Genomic DNA, 21,074 nt, shown 5'->3' on the forward strand with positions numbered 1-21,074 from the left:
GGTCTGGTAACTTGAGGCACTGATTGGCAAGTTGCCTAAAGTTGATACGATGAAGAAACTCTTGGAACAAAACGAGCCCGGCGTCATTTGAAAGTTGACCGCCGTCGGCGGTCACAGTCACATTGGTATTGCATTGCAGGGATAAGCTGGTTAAAGTTGAGATGGTGTGAAGCCTCGCTTTCGTGATGGTTTTTATCGACTCAACCTTAGCATATAGGCGCACCCAATGGGTGAAACACCAAAGCAGCGCAGTCCCGTGTGAATCGTGGGATTGCGCTGCTTTTTTGAAATTCTATGAATAATCCAGGTTAAATTAGTTCGTTCAAGTCGAGGGCGTAAATAACCGTCACTAGTGGCAACTGTTGTCCCTGACACTCTCTGCCACGAATCTGTTATAGTTACTGTTTTCCAGTATGAATTTACGTCACCGCCGCTATAACTACCTTCAGTTTGAGAGTTGAGCGTCCATGAAATGTTGCTTGATCCAGTACCACTTGTATATTTTGCATATACGCTATAAGTTAAAATATCGCCTTTTTTAACTTGGATATATTGGCTTAACCCACTCAAATCATATGTTGTCTGCATCACAGCTAATCCTTTATAGGTATCTGTAGTTTTTGTCCACATAACGGATCCGTTCCATGATGCTAGGTTGTCAAAATTCTGAGTATCTGTGTACAGATTAGTCCCCACAGCACTGTTATTAACTTGAGTTTGAACATTAGATATAGTCTCATTAATTCCACCAGCAGTTGCCGTAATCTGGTTCTGCGCCCATGTCTGCGTCGCATAGCCAGATAAGCCTTTAGTCAAGTCACTCTCAGTCAGCGTCAACGCCAATTGGTCTTGCGCCGCTTTGATGTCAATGGCCTGTTGTTTGACGGTCTGATTGATTGTGTCAACCACAGACGTGTCCGCTTTGAGTGTCAGCCCGTTAGCCGTCTGCTCAGCAAGCGACTTGGTCGTGGTCACCGTCTGATTGACCGCATCAACTGTTGATTGATTGGCTTTGAGTTGAATGTCGTGCGAGTTCTGATCAATCTCAGTTGCTTGATCGTTAACTGTTTGACTAATGGTATCAACGCTAGTTTTGGTCGCTAATGTCCCAATAGTTGACTGGTTTTGCTTAGCTAGTGTGCTAACCGTATCCACTGTGCCGGCTAGCGTGTTATAAGTCGTTTGGCTAACTTTATTGGCTAGCTCACCATTGATATCTGTAAATTGCTGCTGCACATCTTCTGGTGCCGCCGACCAATCAGTAGCTTTGTCGCCACATTCAAACTGCATGTTATATACAGTAACTGTTCTTGTAGTAGCGACGTTATCCATACGCATTTGAATTCCGTTCGCCTTACCACTTGTAGTCCAACCTGACTGCCATTGAACAGTACGCACAACGTGTCCGTTATCCTTCATAGCCTCCACATCATTGAAGCATTGCCATGGCATTTGGTTAAATTGAGGTTGTATAGTCCCATACGCCCCCGTACCAACGCTTGTATAATCAAAAGACACGGTGACATACTCGCCGTCTTTGAAAGACGCTTGACTGATTGTTCCAAATGTGAACAACCATTTGTTTTCGCTAGTCTGATTAGCACGGCCGGAACCTTGCATTTGCCACGGTTCACCTGTGCCAGCTAGATAGTTACGCGCGCCGATTACAAGATTGTTGTACTTGTTCAAAGCGTCTTTAGCATTACTAATCGCCGTATTTGAGTTACCGAGTGCACTTGTTGCGTCACCTTGTGCCTTGTTTGCCGCACTAATGGCATCAGCCGCATCACTAGCCGCCGTGGCCGCTTGCGATTTGACAGTAGCCATGGTGTTAGATACTTCGGTTGCCAGTTGCTTAGCAGCACTTGCCGCATCATTGGCCGCGTTGGCGGTATTCGTAGCAAGGCCAGACGCTTCAACCGCAGATTGAGCGTTAGTCACCGCTAGGTCAGCATTTTTGACTGCCTGTGCCGTGTCAGTCTGTGCCTGAGATAAAGTATTATTGACAGTATCTAGGGCCGCATCGACATCGGCCTTGTTTTGCGTGATTAGAGTGCTATTTGCCGCTACGTCTTTGGATAGCTGCGCTTGTGTGTCATCATTGGCTTTGAGCTTGACTTGTAGATCGGCTATGTCCTGCTTGGCGACCTGTAAATTAGCATCAGCGGCGGACATGTCGGCATTGAGCTGGACAAGAGCGTCGTCAACGTCGTGAGCGATTTGACGACCAGTAGCACTGGTTACAAGCTCAGTCCAAACGCCATTAGTAAACGTCTTGACGACGTCTTCTTTTTTACCATCGATTAATTCAGTGGTGTACCAAATATCGCCTTCTCTAGGATTAAATGGTTCAGTATCACCATAAAAATTGGTGTTTTTACCATTTGCAGAAACTGCCGCGTAATCAGCTTGATTTTTGGCTTCTGCGACTGCCGCTTGAACGATTGATAACGCGTTGGATTGTTGACTAAACACAGACGTTTTAACCGTCCCAGCAACTAAACTAGTCACGCGTCTAGCCATCGGATCATAGTGTAATTCGTTGACCTTGGCCGTGACATCAATGTTGTATTCGGGGACAAACAGAGTAACGGTATCAAATAGTCCAAGTTGCTCCAAAGTAGCTAGCTTACCCTCAAGTTCACTGCTACCACTCAACTCCAAGACATCTAATGAGATCGTGACGGATGGCTTATCAACGCCTGTGTTGGCTGATTTTGTAAACCAGTCTTTCGCCCAGCCATCAATAGCCGCCACAATCTGCTTATCCGTCATATCCTCGGTAACGGTAATTTCTTGTGAAGCATCCACAGGCTTAATGTGGACATAAGGGTAATTACCAATATATTTACTATCAACGGTAGCGCCGCGAATGAGCGATGTGCCACCATCGACAGTTTTAGAGTAATAAGGGTAAATGCGTGTAACCACAGATGAAGTGTCAATCGCATATTTTAGACCACTGATATTTTTACCAAGTCGAAACGTCGTGACGTCATCATAACCGCGTCGAGCTAGTAAGCTGATTCGGTCATTCTCACGCTTGATTTCACCGCCCCAGATTTGGAGCAGTGAACCCGTCGTCCCAGCAATGGCTTCAAGTGGCGACACCATTTGAAAATGGGTCGAACTTTTCGTCGTAATATCGGATGCGAACTCGAAGTGGGTGTCTGATTGAACCGCATTTTGTAAGTTAGTCATCGCCGTTTGACCATCGGCATCACTAATCGCTAAGTCAGTGATTAAGTTACTACCTAAGTCGTTGGTGATTGAATAAGCGGTGATTGTCACATTTTCACCAGTGATATCTAACTCTAAATCTGATATCCGAAATGCGTGTTCATCATCGCGGCTGTTGGGCTTCGCCAAGATAATCGCATCTTCGATTAGATCATCATAGCGCTGACCACTCACCGGATAAGTCGCCGTTAATTCCAATATATCGTTAGCTTTTTCGACGACTTCGGCATCGTAGAGTTCAGGCAACGCACCTAAGCCATTATCATTGAACGACGTTGTTGTCGCTTCATATAAAGTTGGAATCATAGAGTGCGCCACCTCGGTTCAATGGATGCCGTAGCGCCAGAAACGCTAATGGTATTTTTGCCAGAATTAAGTAACGGAAATTGAGAATGCGACATAGTTTTATTGAGATTATAAATATCACCAGACTTAGTCCAATATGCATCTTGGATTGACGAATCAATAATAATCCCTGATTCAATACCTTTGAAATTATACACTGACTTATTAACAGTAAGACTAATGTCGCCCGTCCCCGTTAGCGTAATTATTGGCTTTGAAGCATAGGGGTGTGGGTTTGTGAGTGTTGCAGTATCAGTTACCGAAACAGAATCATTATTAATATCGTATTTAAACGGTGCGGCAGACACTTTAATAGATAACGCTAAGTAATCCACCGTCTTCATCGGTCGAGTTGTTTCAATAACATCAGCGGAAACGATTTGATAAACGTATTCGTTATCTAAATAAAAATTGGCGTCGAGATATGAACCACTATCTAAAACGTTGAGTAGCTTATCACGGTTCACTGACGCGTTACCTTTGATACCAACTGACATCGTAAACGTGCGATTTTCGTATGCCGCGTCATCATAGATCAAGGCACGGTCTAATTTGACCGGCGTAGTGTTAAGCGTGAGCTTGCGAGCAGGGCGCGGAATGTCAAACCACTCAGTGATGACTGCGTTGATATCGACGCTCTTTAGCCCGTTAATTGTAAATTGACCTGGTAACACATTAGGCACCTCCTATTGCTAACTTGTGAGCCTTGTTGTCTTTAGTGATACCTTCGACAACTGCTGCCTTAATTTTCTTGATCGTGGCATTACTGGTATCGGCTAGGACATTGACAGTAACATTAGTTGTCCCAGCATTTGCCATTTCTTCTGCAACGGCCTTTTTGACATAGCCCATGAGTTTATCTAACGGTGCAACAGCTTCAGCACCTGCTTCACCTACGCCGTGAACTTGACCGCCATTAGCAAACAGGGTTGGCTTGTTGAAAATACCACCAGCCGCGTGCCAGGCAACGGACAAATGTGGAATTGATCCCTTGAGCAAGTCCCCAATTTTCCAACCTGATGGCGAAATCCCAAAGTGTGGCATCGGGATATGTGGCCACGAAATATGGAAATTAAAGAATCCTTTGATGGCGTTAATGATGCCACGAATAACGTTCTTGGCGGCATTCATCGGGCCAGTAATAGCATTCTTAATTCCGTTCCAAACTGAGCGAGTAACAGACTTGATTCCGTTCCAAACACCAGACACAGTAGACCTTACCGAATTGACTGCCGATGAAACGGCGGACTTGATCCCATTCCAGACGCCTGAAATAACAGACTTAATCGAATTCCATACCGATGATGAAATCGACTTGATCCCATTCCACGCGCTAGTCACCGCTGATTTAACAGCATTCACTGCAGATGATACCAGTGATTTAATCCCATTCCAGATTGATGACAAGAACGACTTAATGGCATTAAAAACAGATGAAGTAACTGACTTAATGCTGTTCCAAACGCCACTGATGAAGTTCTTGATACCATTGATGATTGGCGTCAATATCGCTTTAACACTGTTCCAGATATTGACTAAAAACGTCTTAACTGCGTTGAAAACATTACTGGTTGTGGTGCTGATTGCGTTCCATGCTGTACTGATGACATTACCAATAGCAGCTAGGATTGGGCCAAAGAATGCCTTAATGCCATTCCAGATTGTAGTAATCACTGCTTTAATGAGATTCATCGCTGTGGTGATAATGGCTTTCCAAATTTCAATTTGCGTCCCAATAATCACCGCAATGGCTGTAATCGCAACAGTAAACACCGCTTTGATACCATCCCAGATTACGGTGAAAAAAGTCTTTATCCCATTCCAGATTGTCGTAATCACATTCGCAATCGATGTAAAAATTGGCGTCACAAACGCGACAATTCCATTAAGTGCAATATTAAAAATATTTTTGATGCCATCCCACAGTCCACTAAAGAATGTGGATATTCCGGTCCAAGTCGTCTTAATGAATGTCGTGATAGCAGTCATTGAGGTGTTAAAGACATTTTGAATGCCTGTCCATAAACTGCTGAAAAATCCGGTGATTCCAGACCACACGCCTTTAAGCCATTTAACAATAGATCCCCAGTTTTTAATAACGGCGATAATGGCAACGATAGCGGCAATAACCCCAGCAATGACGCCGATAATAGGTAAAATCGTTCCGGTAAGCAAAGCCATAAAACCTCCAGCGGTTGTAGCTGCTGCACCTATCGCACCTATTGCGGAGGATACACCGCCAATTATAGTAATTATGCTTGCGATAATTGGTGCAATCACCGCAATACCTGCTGCTATTGCAGCAGCAATTGTAACGACTTTTTGGCCTGCTGGTGACATTTTGTTAAACGCATCAATCAATTTTTTGATACCTTCAATGAGTGGTTCAACCATTTCGGCTAAACTACTTTTTAGCTTGGCTAGTGATCCCGCCAGTTTTTCACCGGGGCTCTGCTTACTTAAATCTTTAGCCGATCCGGTAACCTTATCTAGACCACCTTTAGTGTCAAACAATGCTAGGGTTGCGTTTTTACCAAGGTCTTCGAATTGAGTTCCAAGTAAACTAAGCGCTGCTTGTTGTTCCGAGGGATCCATTTTCTTGAGGTCCTTACCGACGGAATCCATAACGTCTTTAACAGTCGCTTTACCACCTTGCCACTGCTTGAACATGGTCTTAGTGGAGTTTGAAAATGAACCTAAGTTACCTTCAAACGTCCCATCACCTAAGCGAATCTGAAACTCTTTGACGGCATCGGCAACTTTGTCGGTGTTCATTGCACCGCCCTTCATCCCTTTTGCAAGGATGTCGGTGAAGTCCTTGGCGGACAATCCGGCCGTTTGCATCAATGGTGAATATTCATTGATGGTATCTAAAAAGTCGTCTGAATTATTCAGCCCGTTTTGGAATCCAGCAGTCAGATAATCAAATGCTTGATCAGCACTAAGTCCAAAGTGGTCCATTAAGACTTTTGCAGATTTTGCACTATCAGTAAAATCAACGCCAAAAGTTTTATTCAGACCTGCAACTTTATTAGACACGCTGGATAAATCGGCATTATTTAAATCGCCAAAGTAATTCTTAGCTGCTAACACTGCTTCGCCAGCATCATTGACATCGGGCACAATGCCTTGTTGCATGACATTTTCAACAACGGAACCGAGATTCTTTGCCTCGCTCGCACTCATCCCAAACGACCGCTGGGCTTGAGATTGAAAGTCTTGTAATGACGTGACTGTTTCGATGACTTGACCACCAAGTTCAGAAGCTTTGTCTGTGATGCCAGATAGGCCGTCAGCAGCTTCCATGAGATTGCTGGTATCAAGTTTTTTGCTGATACCACCTAACGCATCGCCAGTAGTATCAGCCTGCGTATCTAATCCTTTTAAATCAGACCGCAGGGCATCAATCGAGCCACCGTCGTCAATCCCTTTTAATGCCGCTTTAAATTTATCAAAATCAGCACTGTTGGACGTAACTGTTCGACCAATTTTGTTGATCGCAGTATTGAGTTCAGCACTAGACGCTCGACCCTCAGCAATTGCTGAAGTCAATTTTGGACCAAGGACATCAGCAAAATCAGTAACTGATTTACCCGACGCTTCAAAATATGAACTCAGTTGTTTTGTCGATGATTCAAGAGAGGTCTGTGACGTCTTGCTTGCGGCTAGTTGACCTTGATAGGACTTGAGTTTACCTTCAGTAGCTACAACTTCACGTTGAAACGCGCGATATTCTTCTTCACCCAAATCACCAGATTTAAATTGAGCATCGACTTGGGACTGAACTTGTTTCAAAGTTCCCAGTCGGTCGCTAGTGTTTTGAATCTGCTTAGCTAAAAGTGATTGTTTCTGTGCAATCAAATCAGTATTACCGGGATTGAACTTTAACAGGCTATCAACTTGTCGCAACTCTTTATTGACGTCAGTGGTTCGTTTATCGACGTCAGATAAAGCTTTATCAAGCTTTGTAGTATTCCCATCAAAATCAATGGTAATCCCACGAATATTTCCTTTACTCATGTGTTACCTCCTTTCGTTAAAATGCGTCAAAGTCCGCTTGTGTCGCTTTTCTACTCCGCGGTTTCGATTCAGCATCATGCGCTTTGACATATTCGACAACTTGATCAAGCACCTGACCAATAGACATGTCACCAAGCTCTTGGATCGTAAAACCCATAACCTTGGCCATATATAAAAATGAATCAGAATCTATTTTTTCATCTGTTTGGTAGGTGCTTTCAAGTTTTTTGTTGAGCTAAAAAGTGATGCCAACATTTCCGAAATCACATTCATCACGTCACCTAGCGGAAATTCTTCAAAACCGCTAAGCCACTTCGTCATTTCTGGAATACTATCGTCAGCAATCTTGGCAAACATCCACGTCACTTGATACAAAATTGAGAAATCCAATTGTGCGATGTCGGAATAATCGACTTTAGAAAAATCGACGGTATCGCCCTCACCAAGTGATCCAAAGACTTTTGATAACTTAATCATGTCTGCAAAAAAATCAGTACCAAATTGAGCCTTATAAAGCACCGTGGTGGCCGCGTTTGATTTCAACGGGATTTGTTTACCGTCAGGTAAATCAATAACCTTTAACATGTGTTTTTACCTCCGTTCCCCCGCCGCCCGTGGGCAATTACGACATTCAAAAGCGAGGCTAGTCTATTACTACCTACAAATAATCAAGTCCGGCTATCCTGCTTTATACTGTTGGGGCTGTACCAGGAATTTGAACTGCATCGAAGAATTTGGCGTAAGATGGCTTGTCGGTAGAAACTTTCCCGTGTGAGCGCGCAGCATATGGATCAGGTGCGGCGGTGAAACTCAATTCAGTCGTGTTAGGAGAGATTTTATCCGCTTTAGTGCTAGACCCAATGCCAGGACGGGTCGCTGTGACGTTAAAGAGAATGTGACGGGTTTTATTCTTGTCCCCATCAAACTCAAACATCAAAGCGAATTGCTTGGGGTTAGCGTTGGTGTCGTCTACCTGCATCCCAGTAACTTCATCGACCTTTTCGCTAAAGACATCTTGCATAAACTCGTCGTTAATGCGCGCAATTGTCAACTTGCCACTATAACCTTGGTTAGATACAGCCGTGTAGTACTTGGTGTTATCAGCGTAGAAGTCTTCAGAATCACCTTCTGCGTCGATACTAATTTCGGTTGAACCTGGCATTGCTTTGACTGCGCTATATTGCAACGCTTCGCCGGTATCGGTCACAAGCGCGTAATGGGCGTTAGTCAGACCGAATTCAACTTTGTTTTCTGGATTTTCAGTCATGTGTTGATTCTCCTTTTTCTAGATAATAGATTCGCTCAAACATTTTTTCGGTGTCGATATATTCATCGCCATCGCAGTCATAAGCGAAGTCGTGAGCATCAAAAAAGGACTCGATGGTTTGTTCAGCTTTCGGGTCCTTATTCTCAAAATAAAATTCAATACGATAGGTGTAATCGCGGTGATAAATCATATCATCGGCATACATATCATCGCGTCCAGTGTCAACGATAGCGATATAGGGTAATGGTGGTGCAGTGCCTGGTTTCCAAGCACCATAAACCGTCGGCACGATTGCATCAAGTCCAGCGATCAACTCAGGTAACATTAGCTTAACCGCCTTTCAACGCTTTTAACGAAGTTCTCCGCCGCTGTGTCAGCGACGGGCGCAATGTGAACTTCACCGGCTGTTCTTCCCCCATCACGATTAACGTGTCCGTTTTCCAAAGGACTGGTCAGGCCAGGGCGAGTACGATTGTACACACGCATAGTTTTACCTTCGCGCTTCTTCGACCAGCCCCTACGATAACTACCTTTGCGTTTCGGTGAGTTAGCTTTTAATTCGGCGACGGCTTCTTTGGCCACTTCATCTTGAGCTTCATCGACGGCGTCCCAGACTTCTTTTTTGTAGTCAGATAAAATATCCGACAAATCAATCTGCTTTGCCAACATCGCTCACCTTCCTTTCAAGGTAGATTTCAAGTTCATCATCATTGCGCTGATACGTGCGAACGACTGAATAACGAACACCGCGATAGTCAACGGCAAGTTCGCCGTTGTATTCAAACGTGTGGATAATGAGTTCAACTTCTGGACGAATGCCAGCTTGTGCCGCGGCGTAAAACTCACCCATCGCGATTGGCTTAGCGCTTGCCATAACGGTTGTTTTATCCTCTTTAGGGATTTGATTACCATAATCATCTTTGGTAAAGCCGCCAGTGCCAATCAACGTAACATCCTCAGACCAATCATTCATTAGCGCTCACCTCTGAATTACTCTCCGGCTTAGACCGAATCATGAGGTTATGCAAACGATATTGAAGGTTGCGCGGCATCACACCTTCACCGCGATTTTTCCATCGCCAAGCGGCATAATCGATCATAAACATCTGGCCAGTGAGGTCAGTGACATCGACATCTTTGTCCACGGTCAGCTCATGACTGACTGAATCTAAAATCGCATTCAGGTAGTTATCGCGGGCTGTGCCAGTGACGCCAATGTTTGCTTTAAGTAAATCGAGGTTGCTCAATGACTTCGTTTCATCAGCCATTTAAAACACCTCCCTAAGCAAACGTGACGCTGCTACCACGGGACCAGTCAGAGCCGGTAATTTCGGCCGTGTTGAGATATGCTGCCTTAGCAATATCCGTGTCACCTTGCCCGACTTCTGGATAGGCCATGACGTTAAACATGATCTTATCGCCGGATACATGCGCTGGCACGTCACTAGCTGCCAAGGTCCAAGACGTGGTTTCAGAATAACCCATGTAGATTTCATCTTTGCCAGTCTTATTCGCATCGCCATAATGGACGACATATGATTTCGCCCCGTCAACGGCGCTCCACGCGACGGTCACACTACCGTCTTCGTTAAGCGTTGCAGACGCGCCGCTAGGGGCCGCTATTTTGACGCTTCAGTGCCGTCAGCAGCTGGGGCGGTTGCAGCATCACCAAAAGTGATAAAGACGCCGGCAGCGGCATCGGTAACTTCAACGTCAAAACGAATTGCGGCATACAAGCCACGGCCATAACGTGGATCGATGGTAAAGTCCACAGACACACCAATGCGATCAAACAATCGAGCAAATCGTGGCCCATCGCCTAAGAAAGCTACCATATCACCCTGCTTACCAAATGCCTTATCCTTTACGCGACTAATCGGCATACCAAATAACGCCTTGCCAGTTTGCGCAGTAACATCTTTTTGGAGTAAGTAGTTACCGTCAGAATCTTTGAGCTTATCCAAATAGTTAAATCCGGATTGAGTAACCGTAAAGCCCAACGTATATGCCGGATCAAAGTAAGTGTTTGAAATATCCTTGATTTCATCAAGCGTCTTTACAGACTTAGCAGTGGCAGTTTTCATTACCTGAGAAACAGCATAATTCTTGGTATTTGCAACGATTTGACGAAGTTGTTCACCAATAATGTTTTTGAAGTCTTGGACATCTTGTAAATCTTCTTCGGAATAGGTGATTTGACCACGACGAGTCTCAACTTTCCAATCAACCGGACGAGTTGCAGGTTTACCCAACTCTGGATTTGCTTCAAGCTCAGCAACCGTGTGCAACATCTCATCGGTATTTGCCAATACTTGATAAGTACCGGACGGTGTAGTGACAGACTGTTTCTTGATTACAGTGGTTAAGTCGTAAGGCGTATCGGCTTCACGTTCAGCGGTATAGACGATGTCCTTTGGTACCAACACGCCTAAGTCATCGGTGACAATACCGTCACGTTTTTGACCATTTGACTTAACAAAATTGAATAACCCACGCAACTGTTCTTCGTTCTTGTCCTCTGGGTTGTCAGTTTGAATTTCTACCATGGCTTTACGAGCCTCCTTCTTTTTAGTTGGTGCAGTGCGGTTGGCTTCTTCGAGATCGGATTCGAGTTGAGTGGCTTCGGTTTCTAAGCCTTCGTTCTTGTCATCGATTTCTTTGATCTGTCCATCGAGTTCATCAGATTGCTTTTGGACAGCGTTCAATTCGTCTTCGTCCTTGGCTTCTTCAGCCGCTTGTAAAACTTCATCACGCTTAGCGATCAACGCCGCGCGCTTTTCTTCGTTGGTTTTGATCAAGCCACGTTTCATTTTCAAACGGGCGTTAATTAAGATTGGATTTGCCATTTTTCTTCTAGCTCCTTAATAAGTTGAGATTTGCGATGTTCAAACTGTTCTTGTTGCAGGTGCTTCACGTCGCGCTTACGGGCATCAATTTCTGTGGTCGGATATGCCGGGAACGTCACCACTGACACTTCCAACAACGTCAAGCTGCGAATTGTGTCGTGATAAGTGCCGTCGCCTGGTTGATTCATTTCATCGTCATCGATGTAAAAACCAAAGCTGGCACTAGACACATCGCCCCGCTTGACTTTGGCGTAAATCGAAAGGGCCTCAGGATCGTCCTCATTTACGAGCACTTTTCCATAGACCCCTTGTTCATCTTTACGAAGTTCGAGTGTGTTGTTAGTGGTGCGTCCCAAAACCTTTGCTGTGTCATGGTCAAACAGCGCGCGAATGTCCTGACTGTTAATACTGTCATCGATTGATTCGGGGGCAATCTGTTCAAAATAACCGGGCCATAGTTCAGTTTCTTCGTTAAAGCGGATGAAATAGCCTTCAAGATATTTCTTGCCGTCTTCTTCACCAGCGACGCGAAATTCAGCTTTAGGCGTCATCGCCATTCGCTGGGTCGCCGTCTTTACTTTCGTCGTCATCATCATCACCTCCTTTCGATGATGGGTTATTCAGTTTCTTTTGGTCGCCAAGTTTGTCAGTCGGCAGATAATTTTCAAGCATCAAAATATCTTCCATGTCGTCGCGTGGTTCAAGGCCGACCCAGCCACGCATCTCATTACGGTCGAGTGCTGCGCGGTCCATGAGTTGGGTTCCGGCATCAACTAGTTCGCTAATGTCGTAGCTAAATAATGAACGTGCCGAAAAACTAAAATACCACGACGGCTCATAAAGAATATCTTTGGTGAGTGTCTGTGCAATCATCTGACCTAAACTAGCAATCGTCGTGTTGATGAAATTGTTATATTCCTCTTTATTGAAGTCCCCGACGCCCAATAAAAATGACGGTGCCCCAAACATTCGAGCGACCGTCCGTTTATCTAATTCAACTGATTCATTGAGCGCAATATCTTCAAGCGTTAAGGGCTTAACGGTCGTGACTTCCATCAAGTCGGCTGGAATCACCCACGGCTCCATAGCATTGGTGCTATCCAGATATTTATTGCGGACAGTTTCACGACCTTCTGGACTGGTCAATTCTTCACTGTCGGAATCAACTTTGACAATCAATGACGGCATGTTCTTACCGGTCATAAATTCGGCCTTGGTCTTTTGGGCTTGCGCGAGATTTGCCAAGATAGCACTTAGGATTCGTCGGTAGCCCGTCCCAACTTGCGGATAATGTGGACTGGGATTAATCAAGAAATGCACCAAACTATCTTCAGACAATTCTTCACCGGCGTAATACGTGTGCACTTGCTGGCCAAGCATGTCATATTGATAAGTCACGTAATCCATATCCAACAGCCGTAGCTCACTGAGATAATCAGACCCCGGCTCAACAATGATTTTGGCGATTGAATTACCATCGCCATATAAAAAGAGATCCCGAATAATTTTCGAGATCCACGTTTTACGCGTCATATTGTGCTGGGGTTCAATATCAATCAGATGCTCAATCCCATTGTGGACGCGCACGTCACCTTTGTCGGTATTTTGCAGTAAGTGAATTGACATATTAGAAACTAAGTCGGCAATGCGATCAATAATGATTTTGACATCGGGATTATCCGCAAGCGTGGTATAACCAGTCGTCAAAACCTCCTGCCAGTTTCCGCTGCTGATGTAATTAATCACGGGCGCTGCGCGCTTAGACGGAAATCGGGCATCCCCAACAGGGTGGCGATTCTTGCCGTTATTAGCGAGTTTCGTTTGTTTACTTCGCCGTTTACTCATAGTTTTTCACCTCCTTTCTTGGGTTGCCTTCACCCGCATGAAGCCAAGCGTCAGCATTTTGTGCTTTAGTCAAATCTTCCAAACGCTGGACTGCGGCAAAGACGGACGCGTCGAATAAATCAATGCGTTGATTACCAGATTGACCGTCTATTTTGTCATATTTAATCATGTCGTCAACCTGTTCAATGGCTTGAACGTTGCCGACACAATATTCGTAAGCATCACTGTGTAGATAATACAGCTCACGGTTTTTCGCCTTAACTTCAATACGCCGGAAACCTTCTGACTTTTTGTAATAGTATTGCGGCTGGTCAACAATTTTGAAATGCGACTTACGCATCTTAATGAAAAACTCACGACCAAACTTTTTATCAAATCCGACTTTCTTGATCGTAAAGCCAAGCGTGCGCATCTCAACGAACCACTTCACAATGTCGTCATACAAAACGGTATTTGTGTTACTCATCGTTAGCCAACCATCATCGGCCCAGCCAAACAGCGGGATTCCGTCTTGGTTGGCTTTTTCATGCGCGGCGATCCGCGGGAAAAACGCGTGGGTGATGATAATATCGACATCCCCATAACTTCCAAATAAGGCCGCAGCGGTCAAATCGTGAAGCTTGGATAAGTCGGCCCCGCCGTACCACTTAATCGGCAGTTTTGCGAGTTCAGCCAAACTCCAATCATATTTTGCATCAGATTGTTTGAAGTCCTCAATATCAAAGTAGGCCCGTTGGCTAGCCGTGAAGACATTAAGCGTTTTGTTGAAGAACTCTAATCGCGTCTGTGGGTCGTTTTGTGCCATTTCAGCATCGCGTTTCAAGTCGTCGAGCGACACCGACACACCGACCGACGGATTAGACTTGATGAGTACTTCGTCGGATGTGAAGTCGTCAACATCGCCTTCTTCGTTCTGGTCTGCTTGGCAGATGAAGAAGAAGTATTCATCGTCCTTGATTGATCCGGAAAGCACCTTCTTGGCGTATTCCACGCGCTGGGCGAGGAACCCGTTCGGGACATCACCGGCGGTTGAGATGCCGATCAGCAGTTTGTTTCGGTACGCCTTTTGTGCGTTCTTCATCAGGATGTACTTCTTAGCCGACTTGAATGCGTGTAGTTCATCGAGAATCAGCAGGTTCGCGTTCAGTGAGTCCAGCCGCTTTTCGTCACTGGCCAGCGCCTGGATATAGATTGACCCGTCTTCGCCGAAGTCCTTCGTGATACTGTGTTCGCTGTTGTTGTCGCGAATCTGATAGGTCGAATCGTGGAAGCGGTCGATGTTGAACTTCAGCAGACTGAAGGACTCCATCGTCTGCTTCAGGCTGTTCGCCAAAACATACAGCTTAGAACCTGACCGCGCTTCGAGCAGTGACAACGCGAACCCAAGTGCTGCCGCAAAGGTCGTTTTCCCTTGTTTACGCGGAATCATAATCAGGACTTCGTGGAACCGGCGTAGGTCGGTGCCCTTGCGATAGAAGCACAGCATATTGACGATGCAGAATTTCTGCCAGTCGGTCAACAGCAAAGGCCGCCCACGCATTGGCCGTCCTTCCAAGTCTTCACCTTGCTGGTGCACAAACACGTTCTCGATCAAGTCGATCACGAAGTTGGCGTCTTCAGCGCGAATATCAAACTCGTCAGTGCGTTTCAAATCGTCGAGAAACCGTTGGCCTGCCTGTACACGCAAGCGATTGGCTGGAATCGAACCATCAATCACGCCACGAGCATAAGCAGTAGCAGTCTCGAAGTTATCCATCGCGACCACGGCTCTTCATGAAGTCTTCCAGCGGGTTCGCGTTGACGGCCGGAACGACTTCCACGCTGTTAGACTTCGGATTCAGTTGTAGCCGATCGGAGTAGCTAGCGATGTCCTTACGTAGCGATTCGATCGCGTTCAGAATTGGGACCTTACGCTGGTTGGTCGCACCGGCCTTGTTAGTGTACTCTTCGGTCACCTTGTATCCGGACCGCTCATATTGATTATTCAGCGCGGCATACTGGTCCAGCATACCGGCGTAGATTGTTATCAGGTCGTCGTATGCCGACTTGTACACGCCTAGGTCTTTCATCTGCTCGACCACACGACGCCTGCGGTCTAGCGTTTCGACTCTTACCTTTTGTGCCATCCGCGGCACCCCCTTTACTTACAAATCCCGCGTAGTCGGAAAAAACTCCCTATGCCCCGTATCCCAATAACCAAAAATAAAATTATTTTAGTGGGGGGATGCATCGAGAGAAGCGACAGATGATTTATTCAATAGACGGCACAGGTAATCCGTGTTCAATAAAAAACTTTTTAAATTCAGCACGACGTTTACGTTGCCAATAAAGACCAGGTCCAACGATGACATCGGTCGAACGATCATGCATCTTATTGTGTGACGTTGCGGACAATGGTAGTAAGTTCCACTCTTGCAGTCCTAGCATCGGATAGTCTTTGAGTGGATAGATGTGATGCACCATCGTGGCACTGACACACAGACCATAACGTCTTGCTTCCTGGTCTTCATAGCAACAATGCTTCATCACGATCTCACGCTTACGTTTCCACTTAGGTGACATGTAGAACTCATGGTTACGATTGCGATTAGATGCGGTGTATTTGATAGTGTGTGGCTTCATAATGTATCCTCAGGCTGCCGCAACTCATTCAACACGGGCTCACCTTCAGCGCATACCTGATAATGCTTGAGTTTAAAATGATTGATGTGTGGTCTATCATGCTTGGTGTGCCAATCAATACTAATATCTACCAAGCCATACACTGGCTTGCCATCAATCCAAACATCAGGTAAATTATTGATATCATCAAACGCAATCATGTACTTACGTTGTAATGCAATTTCCGGTGCTTGGACTACTGGACGTTGAGGTGGTGTGTTAAGTGTATGACTAACTGGTCCAAAGAAACTCATTTGATTACCTCCAAAATAAAAGACACCACACTGTTAGGTGTGATGCCCTGATGCTGTGCCTTTTGGCCTTTGTTTCCGACGCATGGCAGGCCGCGCATCCACTTTTCTGAATGTTTCACTTGTTAATCACCTTTTGATTGCATAATAAAAGCCGTCTCACCTAAGACGGCCTAGCGATGGTGTCACACCGCAATATTAAATTGGCTAACGGGTTTTCCGAGCCACGTTAGAATAAAACTCTTTGCACGCTATCAGAGAAATCAATAGGAGGCTACACCTTCTAACTTAATAGTTTTAATGTAGCAAGCGCCGCGTGCTCGCGCTATGCAATCGGCAGGCATCGAACCTGCATCGTGTTCACGTCGCGCTAACGTGCCGCTCTACTTTAAGCTACGATTGCACTCGGATTATCGCTACCCGAATCATTCAACAATACTAGAATATCGCTGTATATCGGTTATTTGTTCCAATTATTGTCTAATATATTCCAAGTTGGAATGCTTAATCTTGCCATGCCATCAACGCCTGATTTGGATATGCTTCTGCAAACTCAAGTAATGCGATCTGCTTGAGGTATGAAACGACCTTCGCATTATCTACCTGTAATCTTTCGGCGACTTCCCACAGTTGCAGTTCTTCTGGCATACAGTAGGTGAACATCAACAGCCAACGACTGCGAAAGGTTATCAGCCCTAATGTATGGTCAATCAAATTCAGCTCATGCTCGGCATCCGTAGTATCAGAAATCTTGGCAATCAGCGATGCCTCAACGTGATTATCGAATGACTTAGTCTTTGGCATGTCAGTGATGATTGGCGACTTGATGTCGTCTAGCCGACGCCCAGCCATTCGAGATAATGTCCGATATTGTTTCAATTCTAACCGTGCGTTACAACGGCAGGCCTGCTCGTCTATTTCTCGAATTAATGCCATCAGATCATCCACCTCTTGTGCTAGAATTAGTTTGTCGAGTTAATTCAGGCTGCCGTGAGGTGGCCTTTTTTCGTGTCTATTCATACGGATACAAAGTCTTATAGACTAGCTCATCGATAGTCATCTTGCCGCCATACTTGGCACGCTCCTTGACTAATTCGATATGATCTTCGTTATCGCGGCGTGCCTGCATCATCCGGCGATGCTTCTTCTTCACGGCTGACTTCTTTTTACCCATTCCGTTTCGCCTCCCGAGCTTTGGCAAGGCGGCGTGTTTGTAGCTCTGTTTGTTCAGGCGTTAGCTGGCGCTGTTTGCTGATTTGAACGTTTGCCCCTGTGATTGTACCTACCAGATTTACAACGCGTCCTAGGCTATCAAACTGCCGTACTGATGGAGTGACAAATTTCTCCCATTTCCGGATGTGAACGGGGTTGTTACTGGAAAAGTGCCAAGCACCATCCCAGCCTTGATAATTGATCACCGTTTCCTGCTCATCACGGGGTGCAACACTCACAATCGACTTAACCATCATTCCTTATCCTCCATCTTGTCGTCCTCCATCATCTTGTGCTTGATTGCGTCGGAAGCTTTAGACCACATCGCCAAGACCGCAATAATCGCAATCACACCCAAAACAACAAGCCCGCACACTACCACTTGCCAGCTCATTTATCCGCCTCCGCGTTATTTATGAACGTCAGCGGGATAACGCCAGCCCACTTGCAAATCTCATCAATCGTGAACTTGTCAGCATTCATCCCAGCCAATGTTGTGTGTCCATCATTGCATTCTGCCCAAACTCGCAACTCGTTTACTCCCATCATTTCTCCGCCTCCAGTTTCACGATTTCGCCAGTTTCTTCAACAATACATACGCCGTCCAGCCACGCACGCGAAACAGCATCCTGGTTGTCAACCATCCAGCGTTCCCAATCGTACAGACCGTTGAAGCCCATAGCTGATATATGGTCGCCAAGGTGCCAAAATACATCTAGCAGTCCCCACTTTCCAGGTGACTTTGCTTTCTTGATGTATTCACTAACGTCTTCCGGAATCACTGGCGTATCATCTGGTAGGGCATTTTCATAACGGTCTAGCAATTTCTTACAATAGTCATCAGGAGCGCCATCCATAATATGTAAGGTGTCTACAATGTCTTTGACCACGTCCTGCTTCGTCTCATAGTTCATAATTTAACTACCTCTCTTGTTTCCTGAATATGCCATGCACCTAGCCCCCATGCACGAGCAAATGTGTTAGTGTTGTTAGCTACCCAAAGTAGAACGCCATTGGGTTCTGTTCGGGTGATGCCTAGGTCACGTACCATGCCAAACACATCAACAAGACCACGATGAAATTTATGCAAGTTTTTGATGTATTCGCCAACCTCTTTAGGAATCACTGGCATATCATCTGGAAAGGCGGCGTCATAGTCTTTCTTATATTTAATTAAGATTGGGTCAAACTCACATCCACCGTGTGCTTCTTCTCCTTGAAGTCCACAACTGTGAACCAAATCGTCCCATTCTCTTAGTGCCTTCTCGAACACGTCCTGCTTCGTCTCATAATTTATCGTCAGTCACCCCCTTATGTCAAAGACATATAACAGTCATTGGGAATGTCATCATCAATTGACTGCATTTTTCGTTGCTTATAAGGATGCGTAGCCATTACTTCATCATCACTTAACGTTGTGCCCCGTACCCATAGTGGTCGTTCATCACCTGAATACCAAAACAAGTTATTAATCAGCTCTCTATCAATAAGTGACTCCAAGAGTACAATTTCTACGTCCCCAGAATCGTTAAACCAGTGGTTAGCTACTTTAATAGTTTTAATCGTCATCGTCATCATCATCGTCAGTCACCTCTTCTTTGGCAAGCGATAGAAGACGAACAACATCTTCAGGCTTGTGACCATCATATTCAGGAGATTCAGGTAACTCGCGTACACCATCGAACAAGCACCACTGTGAATCAGGATAGTGATAGGTATACTGCCCCTCCGGTGTCTCAATTCCGCACAAGAAATATCCGTCAAAGCCATTACCATCTGACTGCGTATGTGTGCGCCATGATTGATGCGGGTATGCTTTTAGCAATGCTGCAAACAAAACTGCACGGTGAAAATAAAGATCGCCAAAGGTGTGACTTCCATCAAAAATCTTGTTGGTCTGGTCGCCTTCTAGTTGCTGATGAATCTCCCAATTTATTTTTCTGATTTTCTTACTTGGTGCCATCGTCAGTCACCTCTTCTTTCTCGCAGTCTTGCAAGCCGTAATGCTCGATCTCTGATTCAGTGAACTTGCTGCAAAGTTCTTTATCCGAAATCGTCCGCAAATCTGAATTCCAAGACTTGTAATACCAAACATCTTTGGTATGTGGCACCTTGACGTTCCACCGCTTCGGCTTCTCGACCGTCCATCCGATCACGTAGGCGCGCATGAGGCGGTCTTCTGCTTCGCGGTCATCGTCATAATTGTCATGAGAGTTGACGAACCCGACAATTAACTCGGCTGGGTCATCATCACACTTCGCCTGCTCCAGCATCTCCGCTTCCTCTTCGCTCACCACGACCTTCGCCGGGGCATCGAATAGCTCGGCGACGTGACCACCGTATAGCTTCACGTTTTCTTCTGCTATGCTTCGGGTGTCCCAAATGAAACCGCCGTGATCGAACCAATCAGGCTCATCGCAATAAATCTCGTATCCAAGCCACTCGCCATTATCGTTTTTAACCGCATATAAACTCATCGCGATGCCTCCTTATCTGCTTCCACTGGCACCAGCGTAAAGATGTCGCTGTCAAAGTGATACTTCTTGAGCTCGGCACGGGTGAACTTAGCGGCATATTCTTTGCACTTAATTCCGTCTGAAATACCCTTCGAGTATAAATCAACGTATTCTGGCGTGTTTTTGTCTTCCCACCACTCTTTGGGTGTTTGCACATACCACTTAGCTTCCGGCTCATCTTCCCAGCCGTAGCGGTAGGCATCAATAATTTTGAAATAGTTTTCTTCACTATCACCAGCGAAATCAATTACATTAGTTAATTCAGGTTCGTTGGTCTCAATGTCGCAGATCAAATTGCCAATGCGGCAACCCCACCCGTCTTGGTTATCAGCCATCCAGTCGTCTAGCTCTTCGCATACATCTTGTGGCAACTTGACTTTTTGTTCCTCAACGAGCGTTACCACGTGAGCTCTACGCCCAATTCTTTGAGCCTCGGCATAGCTCTTATCATTGAATAGCGTTGGGTTATTGGAGTACCAAATTCCCATTTTCGTGCCGTCTAATGACAGCCATTCGCCTTCATCATTCTTCACTGCGTACAGCTTCGCTTTATCTGTCATGCTTGCTTCCTCCTAAAATAAGCTGGTACTGTCAAACGTACCTCGTTTAAATTCATAATTTCCGAACAATAAAAAACACCCGAACGTCTTCTTCTGATATTCTTGGTGTGCAACCAACAAGAAAATCCAGAAAGAAGGATTCGAGTGCATACACCATTAATATCGTATTTAGTTCTAGTAATCAAGCTCCAAAGACAAATTATCTTGGTACTTTTGGCTCAGCTGGCTGAAATCTTTGATCATTCACGACTGCCAAGGGCTGATAAGCCTGTGTTCAAACGGTTCAATCAGTTTCAAGTTGATGAGAAACT

Annotated in this window: 28 protein-coding genes, 1 tRNA gene and 1 pseudogene; 1 reads left to right on the forward strand and 29 read right to left on the reverse strand. The window is 45.4% G+C overall.

The genetic code is table 11. The features are described 5' to 3' along the window. Positions 1-192: 192 nt before the first annotated feature. From ACKTSG_RS10750 to ACKTSG_RS10890, 29 genes are all read right to left on the reverse strand, one after another. On the reverse strand, positions 193-3,546 hold the full coding sequence (locus tag ACKTSG_RS10750; RefSeq protein WP_407894646.1) for a phage tail spike protein: 3,354 nt from the start codon (positions 3,544-3,546) through the stop codon (positions 193-195). After that, a complete protein-coding gene (locus ACKTSG_RS10755; RefSeq protein ID WP_407894648.1) occupies positions 3,543-4,259 on the reverse strand; it encodes a hypothetical protein in 717 nt (238 codons plus the stop codon). Before ACKTSG_RS10755 ends, ACKTSG_RS10750 begins: the two co-directional genes overlap by 4 nt. Before the next feature lies 1 nt (position 4,260). Continuing rightward, positions 4,261-7,605, reverse strand: coding sequence for a phage tail protein (locus ACKTSG_RS10760; RefSeq protein WP_407894650.1), 3,345 nt, complete (start codon positions 7,603-7,605; stop codon positions 4,261-4,263). Positions 7,606-7,794: 189 nt separating this feature from the next. Then, on the reverse strand, positions 7,795-8,190 hold the full coding sequence (locus ACKTSG_RS10765) for a hypothetical protein (RefSeq protein ID WP_407894652.1): 396 nt from the start codon (positions 8,188-8,190) through the stop codon (positions 7,795-7,797). Between the two features lie 103 nt (positions 8,191-8,293). Next, positions 8,294-8,872 carry a major tail protein gene (locus ACKTSG_RS10770; protein WP_407894654.1) on the reverse strand — a complete coding sequence of 193 codons (579 nt, stop codon included), beginning with the start codon at positions 8,870-8,872 and terminating at the stop codon, positions 8,294-8,296. Next, the gene (locus tag ACKTSG_RS10775; RefSeq protein ID WP_407894656.1) at positions 8,865-9,197 is read right to left on the reverse strand and encodes a hypothetical protein; all 333 of its coding nucleotides are present in this window, start codon (positions 9,195-9,197) and stop codon (positions 8,865-8,867) included. The genes ACKTSG_RS10770 and ACKTSG_RS10775 overlap by 8 nt, the downstream gene beginning before the upstream one ends. Continuing rightward, positions 9,197-9,541: an HK97 gp10 family phage protein gene (locus ACKTSG_RS10780; protein WP_407894658.1), complete on the reverse strand. Its 345-nt coding sequence runs from the start codon at positions 9,539-9,541 to the stop codon at positions 9,197-9,199. Before ACKTSG_RS10780 ends, ACKTSG_RS10775 begins: the two co-directional genes overlap by 1 nt. Beyond that, the gene (locus ACKTSG_RS10785; protein WP_407894660.1) at positions 9,522-9,845 is read right to left on the reverse strand and encodes a phage head closure protein; all 324 of its coding nucleotides are present in this window, start codon (positions 9,843-9,845) and stop codon (positions 9,522-9,524) included. Before ACKTSG_RS10785 ends, ACKTSG_RS10780 begins: the two co-directional genes overlap by 20 nt. Further along, positions 9,838-10,140, reverse strand: a complete 303-nt coding sequence (locus ACKTSG_RS10790; RefSeq protein ID WP_407894662.1) for a hypothetical protein — start codon at positions 10,138-10,140, stop codon at positions 9,838-9,840. Before ACKTSG_RS10790 ends, ACKTSG_RS10785 begins: the two co-directional genes overlap by 8 nt. Before the next feature lie 13 nt (positions 10,141-10,153). Then, positions 10,154-10,447, reverse strand: coding sequence for a fibronectin type III domain-containing protein (locus ACKTSG_RS10795; RefSeq protein ID WP_407894664.1), 294 nt, complete (start codon positions 10,445-10,447; stop codon positions 10,154-10,156). Between the two features lie 44 nt (positions 10,448-10,491). After that, a complete protein-coding gene (locus tag ACKTSG_RS10800) occupies positions 10,492-11,718 on the reverse strand; it encodes a phage major capsid protein (protein ID WP_407894666.1) in 1,227 nt (408 codons plus the stop codon). Next, a complete protein-coding gene (locus ACKTSG_RS10805; RefSeq protein ID WP_407894668.1) occupies positions 11,700-12,308 on the reverse strand; it encodes an HK97 family phage prohead protease in 609 nt (202 codons plus the stop codon). Before ACKTSG_RS10805 ends, ACKTSG_RS10800 begins: the two co-directional genes overlap by 19 nt. Beyond that, the gene (locus ACKTSG_RS10810; RefSeq protein WP_407894670.1) at positions 12,259-13,563 is read right to left on the reverse strand and encodes a phage portal protein; all 1,305 of its coding nucleotides are present in this window, start codon (positions 13,561-13,563) and stop codon (positions 12,259-12,261) included. Before ACKTSG_RS10810 ends, ACKTSG_RS10805 begins: the two co-directional genes overlap by 50 nt. After that, positions 13,556-15,319 (reverse strand): terminase large subunit, encoded by a 1,764-nt coding sequence (locus ACKTSG_RS10815; RefSeq protein ID WP_407894672.1) that lies wholly within the window; start codon positions 15,317-15,319, stop codon positions 13,556-13,558. Before ACKTSG_RS10815 ends, ACKTSG_RS10810 begins: the two co-directional genes overlap by 8 nt. Beyond that, positions 15,312-15,689, reverse strand: a complete 378-nt coding sequence (locus tag ACKTSG_RS10820; RefSeq protein ID WP_407894674.1) for a P27 family phage terminase small subunit — start codon at positions 15,687-15,689, stop codon at positions 15,312-15,314. Before ACKTSG_RS10820 ends, ACKTSG_RS10815 begins: the two co-directional genes overlap by 8 nt. A gap of 124 nt (positions 15,690-15,813) precedes the next feature. Beyond that, a complete protein-coding gene (locus ACKTSG_RS10825) occupies positions 15,814-16,185 on the reverse strand; it encodes an HNH endonuclease (RefSeq protein ID WP_407894676.1) in 372 nt (123 codons plus the stop codon). Beyond that, positions 16,182-16,478: a hypothetical protein gene (locus tag ACKTSG_RS10830; protein ID WP_407894678.1), complete on the reverse strand. Its 297-nt coding sequence runs from the start codon at positions 16,476-16,478 to the stop codon at positions 16,182-16,184. Before ACKTSG_RS10830 ends, ACKTSG_RS10825 begins: the two co-directional genes overlap by 4 nt. Positions 16,479-16,803: 325 nt before the next feature. Beyond that, positions 16,804-16,878, reverse strand: a tRNA-Ala gene (locus ACKTSG_RS10835). A gap of 101 nt (positions 16,879-16,979) precedes the next feature. Further along, a complete protein-coding gene (locus ACKTSG_RS10840; protein WP_407894679.1) occupies positions 16,980-17,411 on the reverse strand; it encodes an ArpU family phage packaging/lysis transcriptional regulator in 432 nt (143 codons plus the stop codon). A 76-nt stretch (positions 17,412-17,487) separates the two neighbouring features. Further along, entirely contained in the window at positions 17,488-17,649 is a 162-nt protein-coding gene (locus ACKTSG_RS10845; protein WP_407894681.1) for a hypothetical protein, read from the reverse strand. Further along, positions 17,642-17,944 (reverse strand): hypothetical protein, encoded by a 303-nt coding sequence (locus tag ACKTSG_RS10850; protein WP_407894683.1) that lies wholly within the window; start codon positions 17,942-17,944, stop codon positions 17,642-17,644. Before ACKTSG_RS10850 ends, ACKTSG_RS10845 begins: the two co-directional genes overlap by 8 nt. Then, on the reverse strand, positions 17,941-18,081 hold the full coding sequence (locus ACKTSG_RS10855) for a hypothetical protein (protein ID WP_407894685.1): 141 nt from the start codon (positions 18,079-18,081) through the stop codon (positions 17,941-17,943). Before ACKTSG_RS10855 ends, ACKTSG_RS10850 begins: the two co-directional genes overlap by 4 nt. Next, entirely contained in the window at positions 18,078-18,236 is a 159-nt protein-coding gene (locus tag ACKTSG_RS10860; protein ID WP_407894687.1) for a hypothetical protein, read from the reverse strand. The genes ACKTSG_RS10855 and ACKTSG_RS10860 overlap by 4 nt, the downstream gene beginning before the upstream one ends. Further along, positions 18,233-18,601 (reverse strand): hypothetical protein, encoded by a 369-nt coding sequence (locus ACKTSG_RS10865; RefSeq protein WP_407894689.1) that lies wholly within the window; start codon positions 18,599-18,601, stop codon positions 18,233-18,235. Before ACKTSG_RS10865 ends, ACKTSG_RS10860 begins: the two co-directional genes overlap by 4 nt. Continuing rightward, entirely contained in the window at positions 18,598-18,960 is a 363-nt protein-coding gene (locus ACKTSG_RS10870) for a hypothetical protein (protein ID WP_407894691.1), read from the reverse strand. Before ACKTSG_RS10870 ends, ACKTSG_RS10865 begins: the two co-directional genes overlap by 4 nt. A gap of 38 nt (positions 18,961-18,998) precedes the next feature. Beyond that, positions 18,999-19,268: a hypothetical protein gene (locus tag ACKTSG_RS10875; protein ID WP_407894693.1), complete on the reverse strand. Its 270-nt coding sequence runs from the start codon at positions 19,266-19,268 to the stop codon at positions 18,999-19,001. Continuing rightward, a complete protein-coding gene (locus ACKTSG_RS10880; protein ID WP_407894695.1) occupies positions 19,246-19,650 on the reverse strand; it encodes a WDGH domain-containing protein in 405 nt (134 codons plus the stop codon). Before ACKTSG_RS10880 ends, ACKTSG_RS10875 begins: the two co-directional genes overlap by 23 nt. Continuing rightward, the gene (locus tag ACKTSG_RS10885; RefSeq protein WP_407894697.1) at positions 19,637-20,164 is read right to left on the reverse strand and encodes a DUF1642 domain-containing protein; all 528 of its coding nucleotides are present in this window, start codon (positions 20,162-20,164) and stop codon (positions 19,637-19,639) included. The genes ACKTSG_RS10880 and ACKTSG_RS10885 overlap by 14 nt, the downstream gene beginning before the upstream one ends. Beyond that, entirely contained in the window at positions 20,161-20,763 is a 603-nt protein-coding gene (locus ACKTSG_RS10890; protein WP_407894699.1) for a hypothetical protein, read from the reverse strand. Before ACKTSG_RS10890 ends, ACKTSG_RS10885 begins: the two co-directional genes overlap by 4 nt. Before the next feature lie 144 nt (positions 20,764-20,907). Between ACKTSG_RS10890 and ACKTSG_RS14340 the strand changes: the two are divergent. Continuing rightward, a pseudogene (locus ACKTSG_RS14340) lies at positions 20,908-21,074 on the forward strand (DDE-type integrase/transposase/recombinase); the annotation flags it as partial.

Source organism: Lacticaseibacillus salsurae, assembly GCF_045862175.1.
GTDB classification, from domain to species: domain Bacteria; phylum Bacillota; class Bacilli; order Lactobacillales; family Lactobacillaceae; genus Lacticaseibacillus; species Lacticaseibacillus salsurae.